Origin of the sequence: Polaromonas sp. LjRoot131 (assembly GCF_964252805.1) — a bacterium.
In the GTDB taxonomy this organism is placed as follows: domain Bacteria; phylum Pseudomonadota; class Gammaproteobacteria; order Burkholderiales; family Burkholderiaceae_C; genus Polaromonas.
This window is the reverse complement of record NZ_CAXUPF020000001.1, coordinates 1,851,659-1,868,280: the sequence shown is the minus strand read 5'-3', so window position 1 is coordinate 1,868,280 and position 16,622 is coordinate 1,851,659. Positions and strand designations below refer to the sequence as shown.

Below are 16,622 nucleotides of genomic sequence, written 5' to 3'. Positions count from 1 at the left end.
GACCCTTATTTGGTCAGGATCAATTTGCCCAGGCGCGTGGCCTGCAGGCGATAGGTTGATCCGTTGTGGTTGATCTCGACGGCTTTTTGCCCGCGCAGGATTTCCGTGCTGTTGACGGTGGCAGCGGAACTGCCCTGGCCGCCCGCAGCGGTCTCTGTGTGCACGGGGGCGCGGGCAGGAAGGCTTAAGGTGTTGGAGGGCGGCAGTGCGATGGACATGATTTAAACCTGTTTGGGCTTCGTTAAGTTAATGATAACCATTCTCATTTGAAAGTCAAGCGAATTTGGGCTGTACGGTATTTTTTTACGCCAGGAAAAAAGCCTGCCAGCATTGCCGCCGGCAGGCTTGGATCAATTCTTCGGTTCCGTGATAAAGCCGATCTTGCGCAGGCCGGCTTGCTGCGCGGCCGCCATTGCCTGTGCCACGCGTTCGTAACGCACCGACTTGTCACCGCGGATGTGCAGTTCGGGCTGCGGGTTCTGGGCCGCCGCGGTCTTGAGCTGGGTGCCCAGCTCTTCATCGGTGATCTTGATTTCGTTGAGGAAATAGCTGCCTTCGGCGTCCACGCTGAGGCGAACCGTCTCCGGCTTGATGTTTTGCGCTTCGTTGGAGGCGCGCGGCAGGTCGATGTTGACGGAGTGCTTCATCACGGGGACCGTGATGATGAAGATGATGAGCAGTACCAGCATGATGTCCACCATGGGCGTCATGTTGATCTCGTTCATCACGTCATCGCTGTCGTCTTGGGTTCCAAAGGCCATGGTGCTTCTCGGTCACTGAAGAATAAGGGGCCTGGCTGCTTTTGGCGGCGAGGCCGGATAGGGGAAGGCGGTCAGGCCTTTTTCATCGGAACGACATTGGCCTGGCCGCCGGCGCTCACGCGGGCACCGGTCACGAAGTAGGCGTGCAGGTCGTGCGCGAAACGGCTGAGCTTTTGCAGCACGCCTTTGTTGCCGCGCACCAGCGCGTTGTAGCCCAGCACCGCGGGAATGGCCACGGCCAGGCCCAGGGCCGTCATGATCAGCGACTCGCCGATGGGGCCGGCCACCTTGTCGATGGTCGCCTGGCCGGCTGCACCGATGGACAGCAGCGCATGGTAGATGCCCCACACGGTGCCGAACAGGCCGACGAAGGGAGCGGTCGAGCCCACCGAAGCCAGAATCGCCAGGCCGGACTGCAGCTTGGCGGTGAATTCGTCGATGGCGTTGCGCAGCGTGCGCGTGACCCAGTCGCTGACGTCCAGGGCGTCATGCAGGTGCGCCTTGGTGTTGCGGTGGTGCAGGGTGGCTTCGCGGCCCTCCAGGGCCAACTGGCGGAAGGGGTTGGTGGGGTCGCCGCCCAGTTTGGTCAGGCCGGCTGCGAAATCCTCGCTGTGCCAGAAGTCTTCGGCCGCGCGGGCAATGCGCTTGTACTTGATGAGGTCCAAAGACTTGATGATGATGACCATCCACGAGGCCAGTGACATCGCCAGCAGCAGCACGGCCACGGATTTGGTGACGATATCGCCTTGGCTCCAGACGTTGGCAAGGCCGAATTGGGAATTCATGAATCAATACTCCACGGTTTCAGAAAAATTACTCTAGAACGAAATTGATGGGCACTTCTGACCACATCTCTTCGGCTACGCCGCCTCGCTTGCCTGGAACATAACGCCAGCGCATGGCGGCGGTCATGGCCGCCTGGTCGAGCCGGTCAAATCCGCTTGACTTGCGAATTTCAGCTTTCTTCGGCTGGCCGTCCACCCCTATGAGCACGCGCAAGAGCACCTTGCCCTGTTCGCCCAGGCGTCTGCTGATGGGGGGGTAAGGCGGTTTCGGGTTCTGCAGATAATCGGCGTCGCTGGAAGGCAGCTGCACGGCGGGAGGCGCGGGCGGCGCGACAGGGGCCACGGCGACTGGCGCAGGCGGCAACGGCGGCGTGACCACACCCGTCGGGGCATTCGGCGAAGGTGTGGGGTCCTGGATGGCCAGGGGCTGGGGCGCCGGTTTTACGGGCGCTTTGGCCACGGCCTTTTTCTGCACGGTCGGTGTAGGCGGCGTGGGCGGTACGGGCTCCACTTTGGGCGCGGGCGGGTCGATGAATTGCGTCAGGATTTCCGCGGGCACCACGATTTCAGCGGCGCGCATCAGCAGGCCGCTTTGCAGCGCCCAGATGAAGCCGATATGCAAGCCGACCACCACCAGGGCGATCACGGCATTTCGGCTCAGGGGCTGGCGCGGCGCGGGCGGGCGCGGGGCGGTGGAAAAGGCGGTGGCGGTCATCGGGAATGGGTGAGTATGTGAGGCCGCGTGCGTGCCGCGGGCCCAGTTCAATCAGTGTTTGAGCAGAATCAGCGGCGGAAGATCCACCACGTGGAAACTATCACCAGGAACAGGCTGGCGGGAAGCGCCGCAATCAGGCTTGAGCTGAGTGTTGCAAGATGTGCCATGGGCTGCCTTCCTGTGTATGGGTGGCGAGCTTGATGTTGGCGGTCGGGCAACTGGTGCTGCACTGCGCCACCACGTCACGGGCGCAGCCTTCGCATTGGCCGCATTGGGTGGCCACGCCGAGTTCGAACTGGATCTCGTCAAAGCCCAGGCCCGCACGGGCATGACGGGCGATTTCGCGGTCGGAGATTCGGCGGCAGACGCAAACAATCATGGATGGGCTTGGCTGGGGATTGATTCAATCGGTGTGCTGATTATAAATGCGAATCTATCGCATTTGCAATCGAGGAGGGTTTATTTCCGCAGCGGGCTGGCGCCAGGACCTTTGCCAGTCTCCGATCCCTCAGTCGGAAAATAGGGAATTCTCCATGTCAGGAATGGATATGGCGCTATGAATTTGGTAGTGCTCTGGGGCGAACCCCCCTGTGAGAGAAGGGGATGCTCAGAAGGAGCGCTAAACCTCAGCCCACATGCGCAGCAGGTTGTGATAGCAGCCGGTCAGGCGCACGACTTCCGAGCTCTCGGCGGCACCTTGGGCTGTGCGTTCCAGGTCTTTTTGGCGCAACGAGGTGATGGCCATGTCCATTTCGTACAGGAGGCGGCGCTGGGCATCGGAGCGGACCATGCTCTCGATCCAGAAAAAGCAGGCTAGCCGCTCGCCGCGCGTGACCGGCTCCACGCGGTGCACGGAGGTGCCCGGGTACATCACCAGGTCGCCAGCCTCGAATTTGATGCGTTGTTCGCCGTAGGTGTCCTGGACCACCAGCTCGCCGCCGTCATAACTGGCCGGATCGCTCAGGAACAGCGTGCAGGAGATGTCGGTGCGCACGTGGCGCGCGGTGGCGGCATGCGTGCGCACGGCGTTGTCGATGTGGTTGCCGAAATTGTTGGCATCGCCGCCGTAGCGGTTGAAAAGCGGCGGGTAAACCGACTTTGGCAGTGCGCCGGTGACGAACATGGGATTGCGGGCCAGCGCCACCGACACGATGTGGCGGGCCTGCTGGGCGGCCGGCAAGTCTTCGGGCAGTTGCCGGTTGTTTTTGACGGCGCCGCTCTGGCTGCCGGCGGTGATGCGGCCGTCGGCCCAGTCGGCGCCCAGGATCAGCTGGCGGACCTGCGCGAGTTCGTCCGGCTGGAGGGCTTGATGAATGCGGAGCAGCATGGAGAAATCTCCGGAAAGAGCGCTGAAATGAAAAAAGGCACCCGGAGTATCCCCCAGGTGCCTGAAACCTTGGAAAAAATTCTGTTTGAAATCAGAACTTGCTGGTCAGCGTCACGCGAACACTGCGTGCGTCGCCGGGCGCCACAAAGCCGCGGTACAGCGTGTTGTAGTAAACCTTGTTAAACACGTTGTCGATGTTGAGCTTGACGGTATTACCTTCGCTGATGCGATATTCCACCAGCGCGTCGGCCTTGACGTAGCCCGGTGCGCGGTTGGTGCTGGTGACACTGTTGGCCGGCTTGTTGGTGCTGACGCCGGTGAAGCCGCCGCCGATGCGCCATTTGTCGCCGATGCGGTAGGTGGTAAACAGGGTGGCCTGGCGGCTCGGGCTCAGGCCCGGGTTCTGCCCGACTTCGGCCTGGCCGGCTGCGTTGGAGCCCGACTTGTCGATCCTGGCCTTCAGGAAGCCAATGCCGGCAAAGACATCCCACTGCGGCGTGATACGGCCGGCGACCTCGAATTCGAGAGCGTCGGTGTGGCGCTTGCCGGACAACAGATACGAGTTGGTGTTGGTATCGATGTCGGTGTTGCGCTCGTTGTACTTCTCGGTGCGGGCAAGTGCTGCGCGCAGCGAAAGGTCGCCGCCGTAGAGTTCCCACTTGGCGCCGATTTCCATGTTGCGGCTGCTCTCGGGTGCCGTGTTGGCCGAGTTCGGGTCGAACTGGTACAGGTCGCCCGAAGTGTTGAACGACGTGCCATAGGCGGCGTAGTAGCTGACCTCGTCGGTCGGCTGGTACATCACGCCCAAGCGTTTGCTCAACAGGCTGTCGGACCTTGAGAGCCTTCCGTTATTGGGAGGCGTGCCGGTGGGGCGGTCATAGTCGGCCTTGAAGTTATCAACGCGCAGGCCGGCAACCAGCTTCCAGTAAGGCGTGAGGTCAATCGTGTCCTGCATGTACAGGCCCAGCGTGGTGGCCTTGAAGGACGTTTCCAGGCGCTGCGTGTAGTTGCCGCCGATGCCGGTGCTGATCGGGTTGCCCACCGTGGTGCCCGGTTTGGCACCCGTCAGGAGCGGGTAGCTGAGGCGATCTGAATTTTCGACCGCGTACTCGGCGCCGATCAGCAGGCTGTTCTTGCGTCCGAACCACTGGGTGGTGGTGAGGTAATCGGTTTGCAGGAAGGTGTGATGCTCGTTGCCCGCCTTGGCATTGCCGGCGCTGGTGTTGCCGCGGCTGACCAGGGTATTGGCGTTCAGGTTGGCCAGCGTGGTGCCGGCGGCGAAGCTGGCCTGCGTGGCGCGCAGCGTGCGGGAGTAGTAACCATCACGCACAGTGGTTTTCAGGCTGCTGCCGTCCGCCCAGCGGTGGGTGTGGCTCAGGGTGATGGCGTCGGCCTTGTCGTTCTGGAAATCGGTGTTAAGGCCGTACCAGAATTTTTCGGTCAGGGGCGCGGGGCGGCTGTTAAACCAAGCAAAACCCCAGTCGGGCTTGTCGTTGTAGTGCAGGTGGTAGTAGCTGACCTCGAATTCGTTGGCCGTGCCGATGCCGAAGCGGTAGTCCATCGCCAGGCCGCGCCGGTGGGTGGCGGCGCTGGCGTTTTCGCCGCGGCCGTCGGCATCCGTGGCCATGGCGTTGATGCGGAAAGCTGCGTCGTCGCCCAGCTTGAAGTTGAAGTCGCCCTGATAGCGCTGGTAGCCCTTGGTACCGACGGTGGCGTTCACCTCATGTTCGGTGATCAGGCGCGCCTGCTTGCTGACCTGGTTGATGATGCCGCCGGTGGAGCCGCGGCCGAACAGCATGGACGCCGCGCCGCGCAGCACTTCAACGCGCTCAACGTTGAACAAGTCGCGGTTGTACTGGGCGATGTCGCGCATGCCGTCGGAATACATGTCGCCGGCGGCGCTGAAGCCGCGCAAGCGGACGTTGTCGCCGACCCGGCCGCCTTCACCGGCTTCAAAGGTGATGCCGATGACGTTTTCGAGCGCGCTCTTGAAGCTGTCCTTGCCCTGGTCGTGAATCAGCTTTTCATTGACCACCGTCAGCGACTGTGGGATGTCTTTGGCTGGCACGGGCATCTTGCCGACGCTGGTGATGCCGCTCTGGTAGGTCTGGTTCGCGCGGTCGCGCGTGCCCGTGACGGTGACAGGCGCCAGGCTCTTGCCTTCGGCCGGCGTGGAGGCGGTGGTGCCTGCGGCGGCGGGGGCGGGTGTGACGCTTTGCGCCCAGCCGGACACCGAAACCGCCAGCATCAGCGCGCCCAGCGGTAGCAGGGCTATATCGGACGCTGGTGCAACGAGAGGGGAGATGCTGTTGTTAGTACCGGCATTGCGGTTTTTTTTATTGCGCGCAATTCGTGCGGCGCGAGCGGACGGGTGTGCCAAGATGGCCTCCAAGCAGGGTCCAGCCATGCGGGAGGCGGACCGGGTTCAAGAAAAATGCTTGGCTGGCTCGAAATCACCTGCTGGCGAGACGAGTTGGCTGGCGTGAAAAGTTCGCTCGAAGTGTATATCAAATGATAATGATTCGTAATATCTTGTTTCGAAATGATGAAGGAATGGGTGGGGAAGGATGTTTTTTTGTGGCAAAAATGCGAAAAAAAAGCGATCCCCGTGGCTATGGGCCGCTGTGAAAAGGATTTTCTGAAGAGGGGATAGATGCCTGTCGCCGTCATCAGTCATCAGTCCGCGGTCAAAGGTCCATGAACGACAACGGGGCCTGCAGGCCCCGTGTTTTGTATGCCGGGCGCTTGCCCGTATGCAGCATCGCCGCTTGGCTTAGCTGACGTCGCCCATCTGGCTTTGCAGGTAGTTCTGGATGCCGACCTTGCCGACCAGCTCGATCTGGGTTTCCAGGAAGTCGATATGTTCTTCGGTGTCGTCCAGGATTTCCTGGAGCAGGTCACGCGAGACGTAATCGCGAACGCTTTCGCAGTGGGCAATGCCGTCCTTGATCGTTGCCTGTGCACCGGTTTCGGCTTTGAGGTCGCAGTTCAGAGCCTCCAGCACGTCCTCGCCGATCATCAGCTTGCCCAGGTCCTGCAGGTTGGGCAGGCCGTCAAGCATGAAGATGCGGTCCATCAGCTTGTCGGCGTGCTTCATTTCGCCGATCGATTCCTCGTATTCCTTCTTGGCCAGTTTGTCCAGGCCCCAGTGCTTGTACATGCGGTAGTGCAGAAAGTACTGGTTGATGGCCGTCAGCTCGTTCTTGAGTTGCGCCTGCAGGTGAGCGATGACTTGTGCGTCGCCTTTCATGGGAATTCCTTATCGTTGTAGTGTGTGTCGGCCATTGTCACTGGCCGCAGGCGACAACTCAAGCATTCCCCTGCTCGCGCGGTCTGCTTGCGTTTGATTGTGAGAACTGTTCGTATTGCAGTGAATTGGCGCTCAGCGCTCGGCGAAGGCGCGCTCCACCACGAAGTGGCCGGCGTGCTGCATATTGCCTTCTTCCAGGCCCTGCGCTTCCAGCATGGCCTTGATGTCGCGCAGCATGTCGGGGCTGCCGCACAGCATCAGGCGGTCGTTGTCGGCCGAGAGCGCCGGCAGGCCGAGATCGCTGTAGAGCTTGCCCGACTGCATGAGTTCGGTGATGCGGCCTTCGTTGCGAAAGCGTTCGCGCGTCACGGTCGGGTAATAGAGCAAGCGCCCGCGCACCAGCTCACCGAGGAACTCATGCTCATGCAACTCGTGCTCGATCAACCCGCGGTAGGCCAGCTCGGCGCTGGTGCGGCAGCCGTGCACCAGAACCACGCGTTCAAAGCGCTCGTAGGTGTCGGGGTCCTTGATCAACGAGAGGAAGGGGGCCAGGCCGGTGCCGGTGGCCAGCAGCCACAGGGTCTTGCCGGGCAGCAGGTTTTGCAACAGCAGCGTGCCGGTGGGCTTGCGCCCCACTAGGATGTCGTCGCCGGGTTTCAGGTGCTGCAGCCGCGAGGTCAGCGGGCCGTTGGCGACCTTGATGCTGAAAAACTCCAGTTGGTCTTCATGGTTGGCGCTGGCCACGCTATAGGCGCGCATCAGCGGTTTGCCATCCACCGGCAGGCCAATCATGGTGAACTGGCCATTGACGAAGCGAAAGCCCGGGTCGCGCGTAGCGGTGAAGCTGAAGAGCGTGTCGGTCCAGTGGTGGACGGAAATAATGCGTTCGGTGTTAAAAGCGCTCATGTGAAAAAAAGAAGAAGGAAAGAAGGAAAAGTAATTTGAACGATGCAAGAGGGCAGGAGGCCCGCCGCGCACCCCTTCAGTCCAGGCCTTCAGATTGTGCGTGAGCAGCGACGTATTTTATCGCCTGCGCGAAGCGACGGTGTGCGTCCACCTGGCCGCCATGTCGGCCCCAAGGTTTCGCCCCGTTTCACTCAATGCCCGGCCGGCTTGCGCGGCACCCATGCGAACCAGGCCATCACGGCCACCGGTACGCCCAGGCCGAGCCAGGCCCACCAGTCGCCCCAGCCGTCGGATACCAGCGCCGTCAGCAGGCCGCTGGCACTGAGAAGGCCCAACACCAGCGGCCAGCCCCATATGTGCCAGAGAGTGACGTTTGTCTGTGCGCTCATGCGGCACCGCCCGATGCATCGTGAGAAAGAACATGCGATTCCTGCGCGGCCACGGACGTGGCCGGCTTCACCGCCGCAGCCGGGTTGCGGCGCTTGACCCAGAGATAGAGGCCGCTGCCGAGCACGATGATGGTCGCGATGTCCAACAGCGCCCAGAGGATTTGCATGGGCATGCCGCCGTAGTCGCCGAAATGCAGCGGCTGCGACACCAGCAGCGCCGTGAGGTACCAGGGTAGCGGCGGGCTGGCGGTGAGCGCGTTGGTGCCCGCGTCCACCAGCACCGGCTTGAGCAGGCGCGAGTTGAAGGGCTCGTTGCCGCGCAGGAACACCGTGTAATGGTGCGGGCTGGAAAAAGTTGTGCCCGGGAAGGCGATGAAGGCCATCTTCATGTCGGGCGCGAGCGCGGTGGCCGACGATGCCGCTTGCTGCACCGAAGCCAGGCGCGCCGGTGGTTTTTGTCCCTGGTAGGGCGCCAGCAGCGCGCTGAGCTGGTCGTACTGCCAGTACTTGATCAGCAGGTCGGCCCAGGTGTTGATCATGCCGGTGGCGCCCACGGTGAAGGCCCATACCAGCGTCACAACGCCCAGCAAGTTGTGCAGGTCCAGCCATTTGGCGCGCGGCCTGCTTTGCCGCACGGCGCCGAAGTCCAGCTTGCGCATGAAGGGCGCGTACAGCACCACGCCCGAGACAATCGCCACCAGCAGCAACAAGCCCATAAAGCCCAGAAAGAGCTTGCCGGCCAGCCCGGCGAACAGGTCCACGTGCAGCTTGAACATGATGTACATAAAGCCTTCGTCGAACTTTGGCTGGGCCAGCACCGCCGCGGTGCGCGCATCGACGGCCACGGTTTTGTTGCCGACCTCGGAGGTCGGCGTGTCGCCCAGCGTGACGTACCAGAAGCGGTCGTCGTCGATCTCGTGCGAGGCGAACATGGGCACTTTGCCGGGGTGCAGTGCCTGCGCCACCTGCATCACGCTGTCGAGGCTGGCGCGCGGCGTTCCCTTGGGCAGGTCGGGCGCTTCCACTTCTGTGCCCAGCAAGTGGCCTATCTCATGGTGAAAAATCAGCGGCAAGCCGGTCAGGCACAGCAGCAGCATGAAGACGGTGCAGACCAGGCTGCTCCATTTGTGGATCCAGGTCCAGGTTTTGATCCTGCGGCTGTTCATCGTGGTTCTCCTTGAGGGGCCTAGAAGCGGTAGGTGGCGCTGGCCACCACGTTGCGACGGGCGCCATACCAGCAGTCGCCGCGCGCCAGGCAGGTGCTGAAGTAGGTCTTGTCGGTCGCGTTGTTGATGTTGACGGCGTAGCGCCAGTTCGCGGTGTCATAGGCGAACATCAGGTCCAGCAGCGCGGCACTGGGAATCTGCGGGCCGTTGCCGCCGCCTTGCTGGTCGTTGAAGGCGCCCATCCAGCGCACCCCGGCACCGGCCGAGAAGCCGTTCACGCCGGCGATCGCAAAGCGGTACTTGGCCCAAACGCTGGCCTGGTGCTTGGGCAAGCCTTCGAGCTGTTTGTCCAGTTCGGTGTAGTTGTAGTGCGCGACCAGTTCCAGGTTGGGCGTGACGGGGCCCTTGACTTCGAGCTCCAGCCCCTTGGTGCGCGTGGCGCCGACCTGGGTGTAGACGTCGGGTAGCGGCGAGGCGATCTGGTTTTTCTCGCGCAGGTCATAGAGCGCGGCGCTGTAGGCCAGCGCGCGGCCCGCCGGTTCGTATTTCAGGCCCAGTTCCCACTGCTCGCCGCGCAGCGGCTTGAACAACCGGCCCTTGATGGCGGCCTGCGGCGTGAAGGATTCGCTGTAGCTCACATACGGCGACCAGCCCGAGGGGAAGGCGTACATCAGGCCCAGGCGCTTGGTCGTGGCCGTGCTTTCCTCTTCGGGGCTGCCTTCGGCGGCCGCGACGGCCTTGTCATGGCGCAGGCCCGCCGTGACGATCCAATGGTCCCATTTCATCTGGTCCTGCACATACAGGCCGGTCTGGCGCTGCGTGGTGCGCGGCAACGCGGTGCGATCCGGCACCAGCAGGTTGCCGTAGACCGGCGCGTAGGCGTCTATCTCGCTGACAGTCGCACCCGACCAGACGTTCTCGCGGTGGCGCGCGAAGTCCGCGCCGAACAGCAGCGTGTGCTGCAGCGCGCCGGTGCTGAAATGGCCCTCTGCATGGTTGTCCAGCGCGGTGATGCGGTTGCGCGTCAGCGAGCTGTCGTTGATGCGGCCCAGCCGCCGCTTGGTCACCGGGTCGGAGCCCCAACTGCCCGGGCTGGTGAAGAAGTCGCCGTAGTGGTAGCGGTTGTCGTTCTCGTTGCTCGAGACGCGGAAGTTCTGGCGCACCGTCCAGCTGTCGTTGAACTTGTGCTCGAAAAGCCAGCCGAGGCTTTTGCGTTCGGAGTTGTAGTAGTCGCCGGGTTCGCCGATAAAACGGTTCGTGGGCAGGCGGCCGTTGGGATTGGGCTGCAGCGTGCCTTCCCACGGAAAGAACTGCGAGGTCGAGCCGCTTTTGTCTTTTTGCCACAGCGCCTGCAAGGTCAGCGAGGTGGTGGCGCTGGGCCGCCATGTCAGCGAAGGCGCGACCAGGCTGCGGTCGTCCGGCACATAGTCCACCTGGGTGTCCGATGAGCGCTTGAGCGCGACCAGCCGGTACAGCCACTCGCCGTCCTGCGTCAGCGGGCCGGTCAGGTCGACCTGGACCTGCTTGCGGCCATGGCTGCCGTACTGCACGCCCACTTCGCGCTGGGTTTCGGCCTGCGGCCTTTTGCTGACCATGTTGATCACTCCGGCCGCCGTACCCGCGCCGAACAGCATGCCCGAGGGGCCGCGCAGCACTTCCAGGCGCTCCAGCGTGTAGGGGTCGGCGCGGGTGCGGCTGGTGTAGTAGCCGTAAGCCTCGCGCAGGCCGTCCAGGTAGGTGTCGGGGTTGGCGCCGCGCACCCGCACCGAATCGGTCCGCGAATCCAGCCCGTAAGCATCGGAGCGCACACCGGCGGCATAGCCCAGGGCGTCCTGCAGATTGGCGGCGCCCTGGTCGGTGATCTGTTGGCTGGTGACGACGGTGACGGCCTGCGGTGTTTCGGACAGCAGCGTGTCGGTCTTGGTGGCGGTGGAGGCTCTTTTGGCGCGGTAGCCGATCACCGGCCCGGTGGCGGTTTCTTCCTCCTGGTCGGCACTGACCCGCACTTCGCGCAGCGTGGTCTCGGCTGGGGCGGAGGTCTGGGCGTAGGCGCCTTGAAGCACGGCGGCTAGGGATAGGGCGGTGAACGGGGCCAGGCGGTATGTGGCGCGTCCGGCACGCGGCAGGTGCGAGGTGGGCAAGGTCAAAACTCCGGGGAGGATCGCCAGGAAACTGGCGTGCTCACTGGGGCCCGATGCGCCACGGCGGGTGGCGAAACTGCGGGGCCTCGTGGGCGGTTATTGGCTTGCTACAACTCGCAGCGAGAGCTGCTTTTGGTGTGTTTGGCTAGCGAAAAAGGGCGTTGCGAACTATACCATTTGATGAGAGTAATTCTCATTTGAAGACCCTTTCCGGCGCTGCGGTTTTGGGTCGGGTGGACCGGCTCTCGGTCAAAAAAAAGCCGCCCGGTCGAGGGCGGCTTTTGGGGCTTCACGGCATCACGGCATTACGCGGGAATAGGGCTGCGGATCAGGTAGTCGAAGGCGCTGAGGGCCGCCTTCGCGCCTTCACCGGCCGCGATGATGATCTGCTTAAAAGGCACGGTCGTCACGTCGCCGGCCGCGAACACGCCGGGCACCGAGGTCTGGCCCTTGGCGTCGACGATGATTTCGCCGTGCTTTGACAACTCGACTGTTCCCTTGAGCCAGTCGGTGTTGGGCACCAGGCCGATCTGGATGAACACGCCTTCAAGCTCCACGGTTTTCAGCTCGCCGCTGGTGCGGTGCTTGTAGACCAGGCCGTTGACTTTCTGGTCGCCGGTGATTTCGGTGGTCTGCGCGTTGGTGATCACCGTCACGTTCTGCAGGCTGTTCAGCTTGCGCTGCAGCACGGCGTCGGCGCGCAGCGCGGTGTCGTATTCGATCAGCGTCACGTGGCCGACGATGCCGGCCAGGTCGATGGCCGCCTCGACACCCGAGTTGCCGCCGCCAATCACCGCCACGCGCTTGCCCTTGAACAGCGGTCCATCACAGTGCGGGCAATAGGCTACGCCCTTGTTCTTGAACTCGTGTTCGCCGGGCACGTTGATGTTGCGCCAGCGCGCGCCGGTCGAGATCACGATGGATTTGCTCTTGAGCGAAGCGCCGCTTTCGAGTTGGACTTCGATCAGGTTTTTATCCGGCCCGCTGTTCGGGATCAAGGCCTTGGCGCGCTGCAGGTTCATGATGTCCACGTCGTAGTTGCGCACGTGTTCTTCCAGCGCGTGGGCGAATTTGGGCCCTTCGGTTTCCTTGATGGAAATGAAGTTTTCGATGCCCATGGTGTCCAGCACCTGACCGCCGAAACGCTCGGATGCGACGCCGGTGCGTATGCCCTTGCGGGCGGCATACACCGCCGCTGCGGCGCCGGCCGGGCCGCCGCCGACGATCAGCACGTCGAAAGCTTCTTTACCGTCAATCTTTTTGGCTTCGCGCTCGACACCGCTGGTGTCTATCTTGGCGAGAATTTCTTCCAGGCTCATGCGGCCCTGGCCGAACTCGGTGCCGTTCAGGAACACAGTGGGCACGGCCATGATCTGGCGTTCCTTGACCTCTTCCTGGAACATGCCGCCTTCGATCATGGTGGCGCGGATGCGCGGGTTTTGCACCGCCATCAGGTTCAGCGCCTGGACCACGTCGGGGCAGTTGTGGCAGGTCAGCGAGACATAGATTTCGAACTCGAAGTCGCCGTCGAGCGCGCGGATCTGGTCCAGCACGGCCTGCTCGACCTTGGGCGGGTAGCCGCCGATTTGCAGCAGGGCGAGGATCAGCGAGGTGAATTCATGGCCCATCGGCAGGCCGGCAAAACGCGGGCCGTGGTTTTCGCTCGGGCGATTGATGGAGAACGAGGGCTTGCGGTGCTTGTCGTCGCGGCTTTCGGTCAACTTGACCAGCGGCGATGCCTCAGCAACGTCCTTCAGCAGCGACAGCATTTCGCCAGAGCCTTCGCTGTCGTCGAGCGAGGCAACGATTTCAATCGGTTGCGTGGCGCGTTCGAGGTAACTTTTCAGTTGGGCTTTGGTGGCTTCGTCGAGCATGGCGGACTCACTTTCAAGGGCAAAACGGGATCAAAAGGGAACAAAAAAGCCCGGGACGGCACACATGTGCCGGGCCCCCGGGCCTTTGTCAGGAGGGCGGCAGGGCGCTTAGATCTTGCCAACCAGGTCGATGGACGGGGCGATCGTCTTGGCGCCTTCGTTCCACTTGGCAGGGCAGACCTGGCCTGGGTGTGCAGCGGTGTACTGGGCTGCCTTCAGCTTGCGCAGGGTTTCTTTCACGTCGCGTGCGATCTCGTTGGAGTGCACTTCAGCGGTCTTGATGACGCCTTCGGGGTTGATCACGAAGGTGCCGCGCAGTGCCAGGCCTTCTTCAGGAATGAACACGTCAAAGGCTTTGGTCAGCGTGTGGGTTGGGTCGCCCACCAGCGGGAACTTGGCCTTGCCGACAGCGGGGGAGGTTTCGTGCCAGACCTTGTGCGAGAAATGGGTGTCGGTGGTCACGATGTAAACCTCAGCGCCGGCCTTCTGGAATTCGGCGTAGTTATCAGCTGCATCTTCCACTTCCGTGGGGCAGTTGAACGTGAACGCAGCCGGCATGAAGATCAGGACCGACCATTTGCCCTTCAGCGATTCGTCGGAAACGTCGATGAACTTGCCATTGAGAAAGGCTTGGGTTTTGAAGGGCTGGACTTGGGTATTGATCAGGGACATCTAGATAGCTTCCTATAGGCTGGTTAAAAATGCTTGCGAAACGATAGTATAACTATTAAAAAAACCATTGTTCGATAGTTATTGGCTATTTATCGAATAGGCGTCGCGCGCCGGATTTGGCTGTTCATCCTCGTCATCCGCTGTGACCCGGACATGACGGACGGAGGCCGAGACGCACCAGCTGCGCTGCTCCCGGGACTATTTTGCATCCAAATGTTGCGAATGAGAACAATTCGCATATACTTCGGTCTTTCCAGAGCCAGCCACAAGCGACGGGAGCCGACAGGCCTCCACCGTTGCAGCAGCAAGCCCTCCAATTTTTTACTTTTGGGCTTGCACGTGACCTCCATCCATCCTCATTCCCGTCTTGATTCCCGTTTCGCGCTGCGCGAAATCTCCCTGTTGACCGCCCTGGCCTGTGGCGCCGGTTTTGCCGCGCAGGCACAAACAGTGGCACCTGCCGCGGTGCAAGTCGCCGCCCTGAAAGAAATCGTCGTCAGCGGTTCGCGCAACGAGCAGTCGGTGGAAGACATTCCGCAAACCATCGACGTCATCAACGCCGCTGACATAGAGCAGGGACAGATCAGGGACATCCGTGACGCGGCCAAAAACATTCCCAACGTGTCCGTGCGCCGTGCGCCCGCGCGTTTTGGCCTGGCGCAAGGCGATACCGGCCGCGAAGGCAATGCCGGCTTCAATATCCGCGGCCTCGACGGAAACCGTGTGCTGATGATGGTCGACGGCATCCGCATTCCGCGCAGCTATGCCTTCAGCCCCAACTCCTTCGGGCGCGACAGCCTGTCCATCGACCTCATCAAGCGTATTGAAATCGTCAAGGGCCCGGCCTCCGCGCTGTATGGCTCCGACGGCATTGCCGGCCTGGTCAACTTCATCACCAACGAGCCGGACGACTACCTGAGGGACGGCAAGTCGCTGGGCGGCCGCGCGTCCATCGGCTACAGCGGCGACAACAGCGAAACCGCCGTCAGCGGCACCATCGCCGGCCGCGTCAATGAGATGCTGGCCTGGCAGCTGAGTGTGGCCACCAGCAGCGGCAAGGAGCTGGAAAACCGCGGCGACAACGGCGGCACCGGCTTTACCCGCACCCAGCCCAACCCGCAAAAAGACAAGGCCAATTCCCTGCTGGCCAAAGTCGTGCTGAACCCGACCGCTTCGCAAAAACATGTCATCACCTTCGAGCACGTCGACAAGAAGAGCGATTACAACCTGCTGACCGCGCGCTCGGCCACGGTGCAGGACTCGTACTCGACCGGAAAGATGGACCGCGACCGCCTGACCTGGGATGCCAAATACAAGGTCGATACCATGTTGACCGACAACATCCAGACGGTGCTCAGCTACCAGGATGCGAAGTCCAACGACTACACCTATGAGCGGCGCACGGCGCTGCCGCAGGAGCGCGTGCGCGACACGACGTACAGCGAACGCACGCTGCAGGCCAGCATCCAGGCCGACAAGACCCTTCGCATGGGCGCCAACTCGGCGCAAAAGATCACTTACGGCCTGGACCACACCAGCGCGAAAATCGAAAACCTGCAGACCGGCCTGGTGCCGCCCGCCGGCGAAACCTTCCCGCTCAAACGCTTCCCCGACACCACGGAAACCGCCACGGCTTTTTACGTGCAGGACGAATTCATCCTGGGCGACTGGAGCGTGACGCCGGGCGTGCGCGCGGACAGCTTCAAGATCGACGCGGCGCAGGCCGGCTTCCCGGTGCCCGCCGTCTCGCTGTCGGGCTCGGCCGTGTCGCCCAAATTAGGGGTCCTCTACCGCGCCACGCCGCAGTGGAGTTTCTTCGGCAACTACGCCAGCGGTTTCCGCGCGCCCAATGCCGGCCAGGTCAACGGTTTTTTCCAGAATCTTGCCGGCGGCTACCGTACCGTGCCCAACCCCAACCTCAAGCCTGAAAAGAGCCGGAATGTCGAATTCGGCGTGCGCGGTCGCCTGGAGCAGCTGAGTTTCGACACCGCGGTGTTTTACGGCCGCTTCCAGGACCTGATCCAGGACGGCGCCATCGTGAGCGGCGCCTTCGGCAACCCGGGCAACCCCGCCGTGATCCAGTCGATCAACATCGACAACGCGACTATCAGCGGTTTTGAGATCAAGGGCGACATGAACTGGGGCAAGGTCGGCGACGGCAAGCTCAGCACGCCGTTCTCCTACGGCTACACCCGCGGCACCGTGAAGAACACCGGCAAACCGCTGGACACCATAGACCCGGCCAAGCTCAGCGTCGGCCTGAAGTATGAAACCGCGACCTGGGATGTGCGCCTCGATGCGAGCCACCATTCCGCCAAGAAGTTCGATGACATCAGCGCGCAGACCATTGCCGCCTCGCCGCCCGCGGTGCCTGTGGCGACCACGCAATTCGCCGTGCCGTCCGCGACCACGCTGGACCTGACCGGTCAGTGGCGTTTCAGCAAGACCTTGCGCCTGAACGCCGGCCTCATCAACCTGACGAACAAAAAGTACTGGAACTGGTCGGATGTCCGCGGTGTGGCGGCCAACTCCAGCTTCCGCGACGCCTACAGCCAGCCGGGCCGTTATTTCAACGTCTCGCTGGTCGCTGATTTCTGATGCAGTCCTGAACCTTTTTTGAACAACAAAGGAAAGCG

General features: G+C 62.3%; 15 protein-coding genes. 1 reads left to right on the top strand and 14 read right to left on the bottom strand.

What is annotated here, in order from left to right; genetic code table 11:
* Positions 1 to 5: 5 nt before the first annotated feature.
* The 14 genes from ACSQ27_RS08825 to ahpC form a co-directional block, all read right to left on the bottom strand.
* On the bottom strand, positions 6 to 218 hold the full coding sequence (locus ACSQ27_RS08825; protein WP_436155075.1) for a hemin uptake protein HemP: 213 nt from the start codon (positions 216 to 218) through the stop codon (positions 6 to 8).
* A 132-nt stretch (positions 219 to 350) separates the two neighbouring features.
* Positions 351 to 761, bottom strand: coding sequence for an ExbD/TolR family protein (locus ACSQ27_RS08820; protein WP_436155074.1), 411 nt, complete (start codon positions 759 to 761; stop codon positions 351 to 353).
* A 71-nt stretch (positions 762 to 832) separates the two neighbouring features.
* Positions 833 to 1,546, bottom strand: coding sequence for a MotA/TolQ/ExbB proton channel family protein (locus ACSQ27_RS08815; protein ID WP_436155073.1), 714 nt, complete (start codon positions 1,544 to 1,546; stop codon positions 833 to 835).
* 28 nt (positions 1,547 to 1,574) lie between these two features.
* Positions 1,575 to 2,261 carry an energy transducer TonB gene (locus tag ACSQ27_RS08810; protein ID WP_436155072.1) on the bottom strand — a complete coding sequence of 229 codons (687 nt, stop codon included), beginning with the start codon at positions 2,259 to 2,261 and terminating at the stop codon, positions 1,575 to 1,577.
* Between the two features lie 133 nt (positions 2,262 to 2,394).
* Entirely contained in the window at positions 2,395 to 2,640 is a 246-nt protein-coding gene (locus ACSQ27_RS08805; protein WP_436155071.1) for a (2Fe-2S)-binding protein, read from the bottom strand.
* A gap of 240 nt (positions 2,641 to 2,880) precedes the next feature.
* The gene (locus ACSQ27_RS08800) at positions 2,881 to 3,588 is read right to left on the bottom strand and encodes a Fe2+-dependent dioxygenase (RefSeq protein WP_436155070.1); all 708 of its coding nucleotides are present in this window, start codon (positions 3,586 to 3,588) and stop codon (positions 2,881 to 2,883) included.
* Positions 3,589 to 3,679: 91 nt separating this feature from the next.
* Positions 3,680 to 5,968 carry a TonB-dependent receptor gene (locus ACSQ27_RS08795; protein WP_436155069.1) on the bottom strand — a complete coding sequence of 763 codons (2,289 nt, stop codon included), beginning with the start codon at positions 5,966 to 5,968 and terminating at the stop codon, positions 3,680 to 3,682.
* A gap of 393 nt (positions 5,969 to 6,361) precedes the next feature.
* A complete protein-coding gene (gene bfr / locus ACSQ27_RS08790; RefSeq protein ID WP_436155068.1) occupies positions 6,362 to 6,838 on the bottom strand; it encodes a bacterioferritin in 477 nt (158 codons plus the stop codon).
* A 132-nt stretch (positions 6,839 to 6,970) separates the two neighbouring features.
* Entirely contained in the window at positions 6,971 to 7,744 is a 774-nt protein-coding gene (locus ACSQ27_RS08785) for a ferredoxin--NADP reductase (protein ID WP_436155067.1), read from the bottom strand.
* 191 nt (positions 7,745 to 7,935) lie between these two features.
* Complete coding sequence (locus tag ACSQ27_RS08780) at positions 7,936 to 8,133, bottom strand: hypothetical protein (protein WP_436155066.1); 198 nt, start codon at positions 8,131 to 8,133, stop codon at positions 7,936 to 7,938.
* A complete protein-coding gene (locus ACSQ27_RS08775; protein ID WP_436155065.1) occupies positions 8,130 to 9,299 on the bottom strand; it encodes a PepSY-associated TM helix domain-containing protein in 1,170 nt (389 codons plus the stop codon). The genes ACSQ27_RS08780 and ACSQ27_RS08775 overlap by 4 nt, the downstream gene beginning before the upstream one ends.
* A gap of 20 nt (positions 9,300 to 9,319) precedes the next feature.
* Positions 9,320 to 11,440, bottom strand: a complete 2,121-nt coding sequence (locus ACSQ27_RS08770) for a TonB-dependent siderophore receptor (RefSeq protein ID WP_436155064.1) — start codon at positions 11,438 to 11,440, stop codon at positions 9,320 to 9,322.
* A 305-nt stretch (positions 11,441 to 11,745) separates the two neighbouring features.
* A complete protein-coding gene (gene ahpF / locus ACSQ27_RS08765; protein ID WP_436155063.1) occupies positions 11,746 to 13,314 on the bottom strand; it encodes an alkyl hydroperoxide reductase subunit F in 1,569 nt (522 codons plus the stop codon).
* Positions 13,315 to 13,422: 108 nt separating this feature from the next.
* On the bottom strand, positions 13,423 to 13,986 hold the full coding sequence (ahpC, locus tag ACSQ27_RS08760) for an alkyl hydroperoxide reductase subunit C (RefSeq protein WP_007874200.1): 564 nt from the start codon (positions 13,984 to 13,986) through the stop codon (positions 13,423 to 13,425).
* A 339-nt stretch (positions 13,987 to 14,325) separates the two neighbouring features.
* Between ahpC and ACSQ27_RS08755 the strand changes: the two genes are divergently transcribed.
* A complete protein-coding gene (locus ACSQ27_RS08755) occupies positions 14,326 to 16,584 on the top strand; it encodes a TonB-dependent hemoglobin/transferrin/lactoferrin family receptor (RefSeq protein ID WP_436155062.1) in 2,259 nt (752 codons plus the stop codon).
* Positions 16,585 to 16,622: the final 38 nt, after the last annotated feature.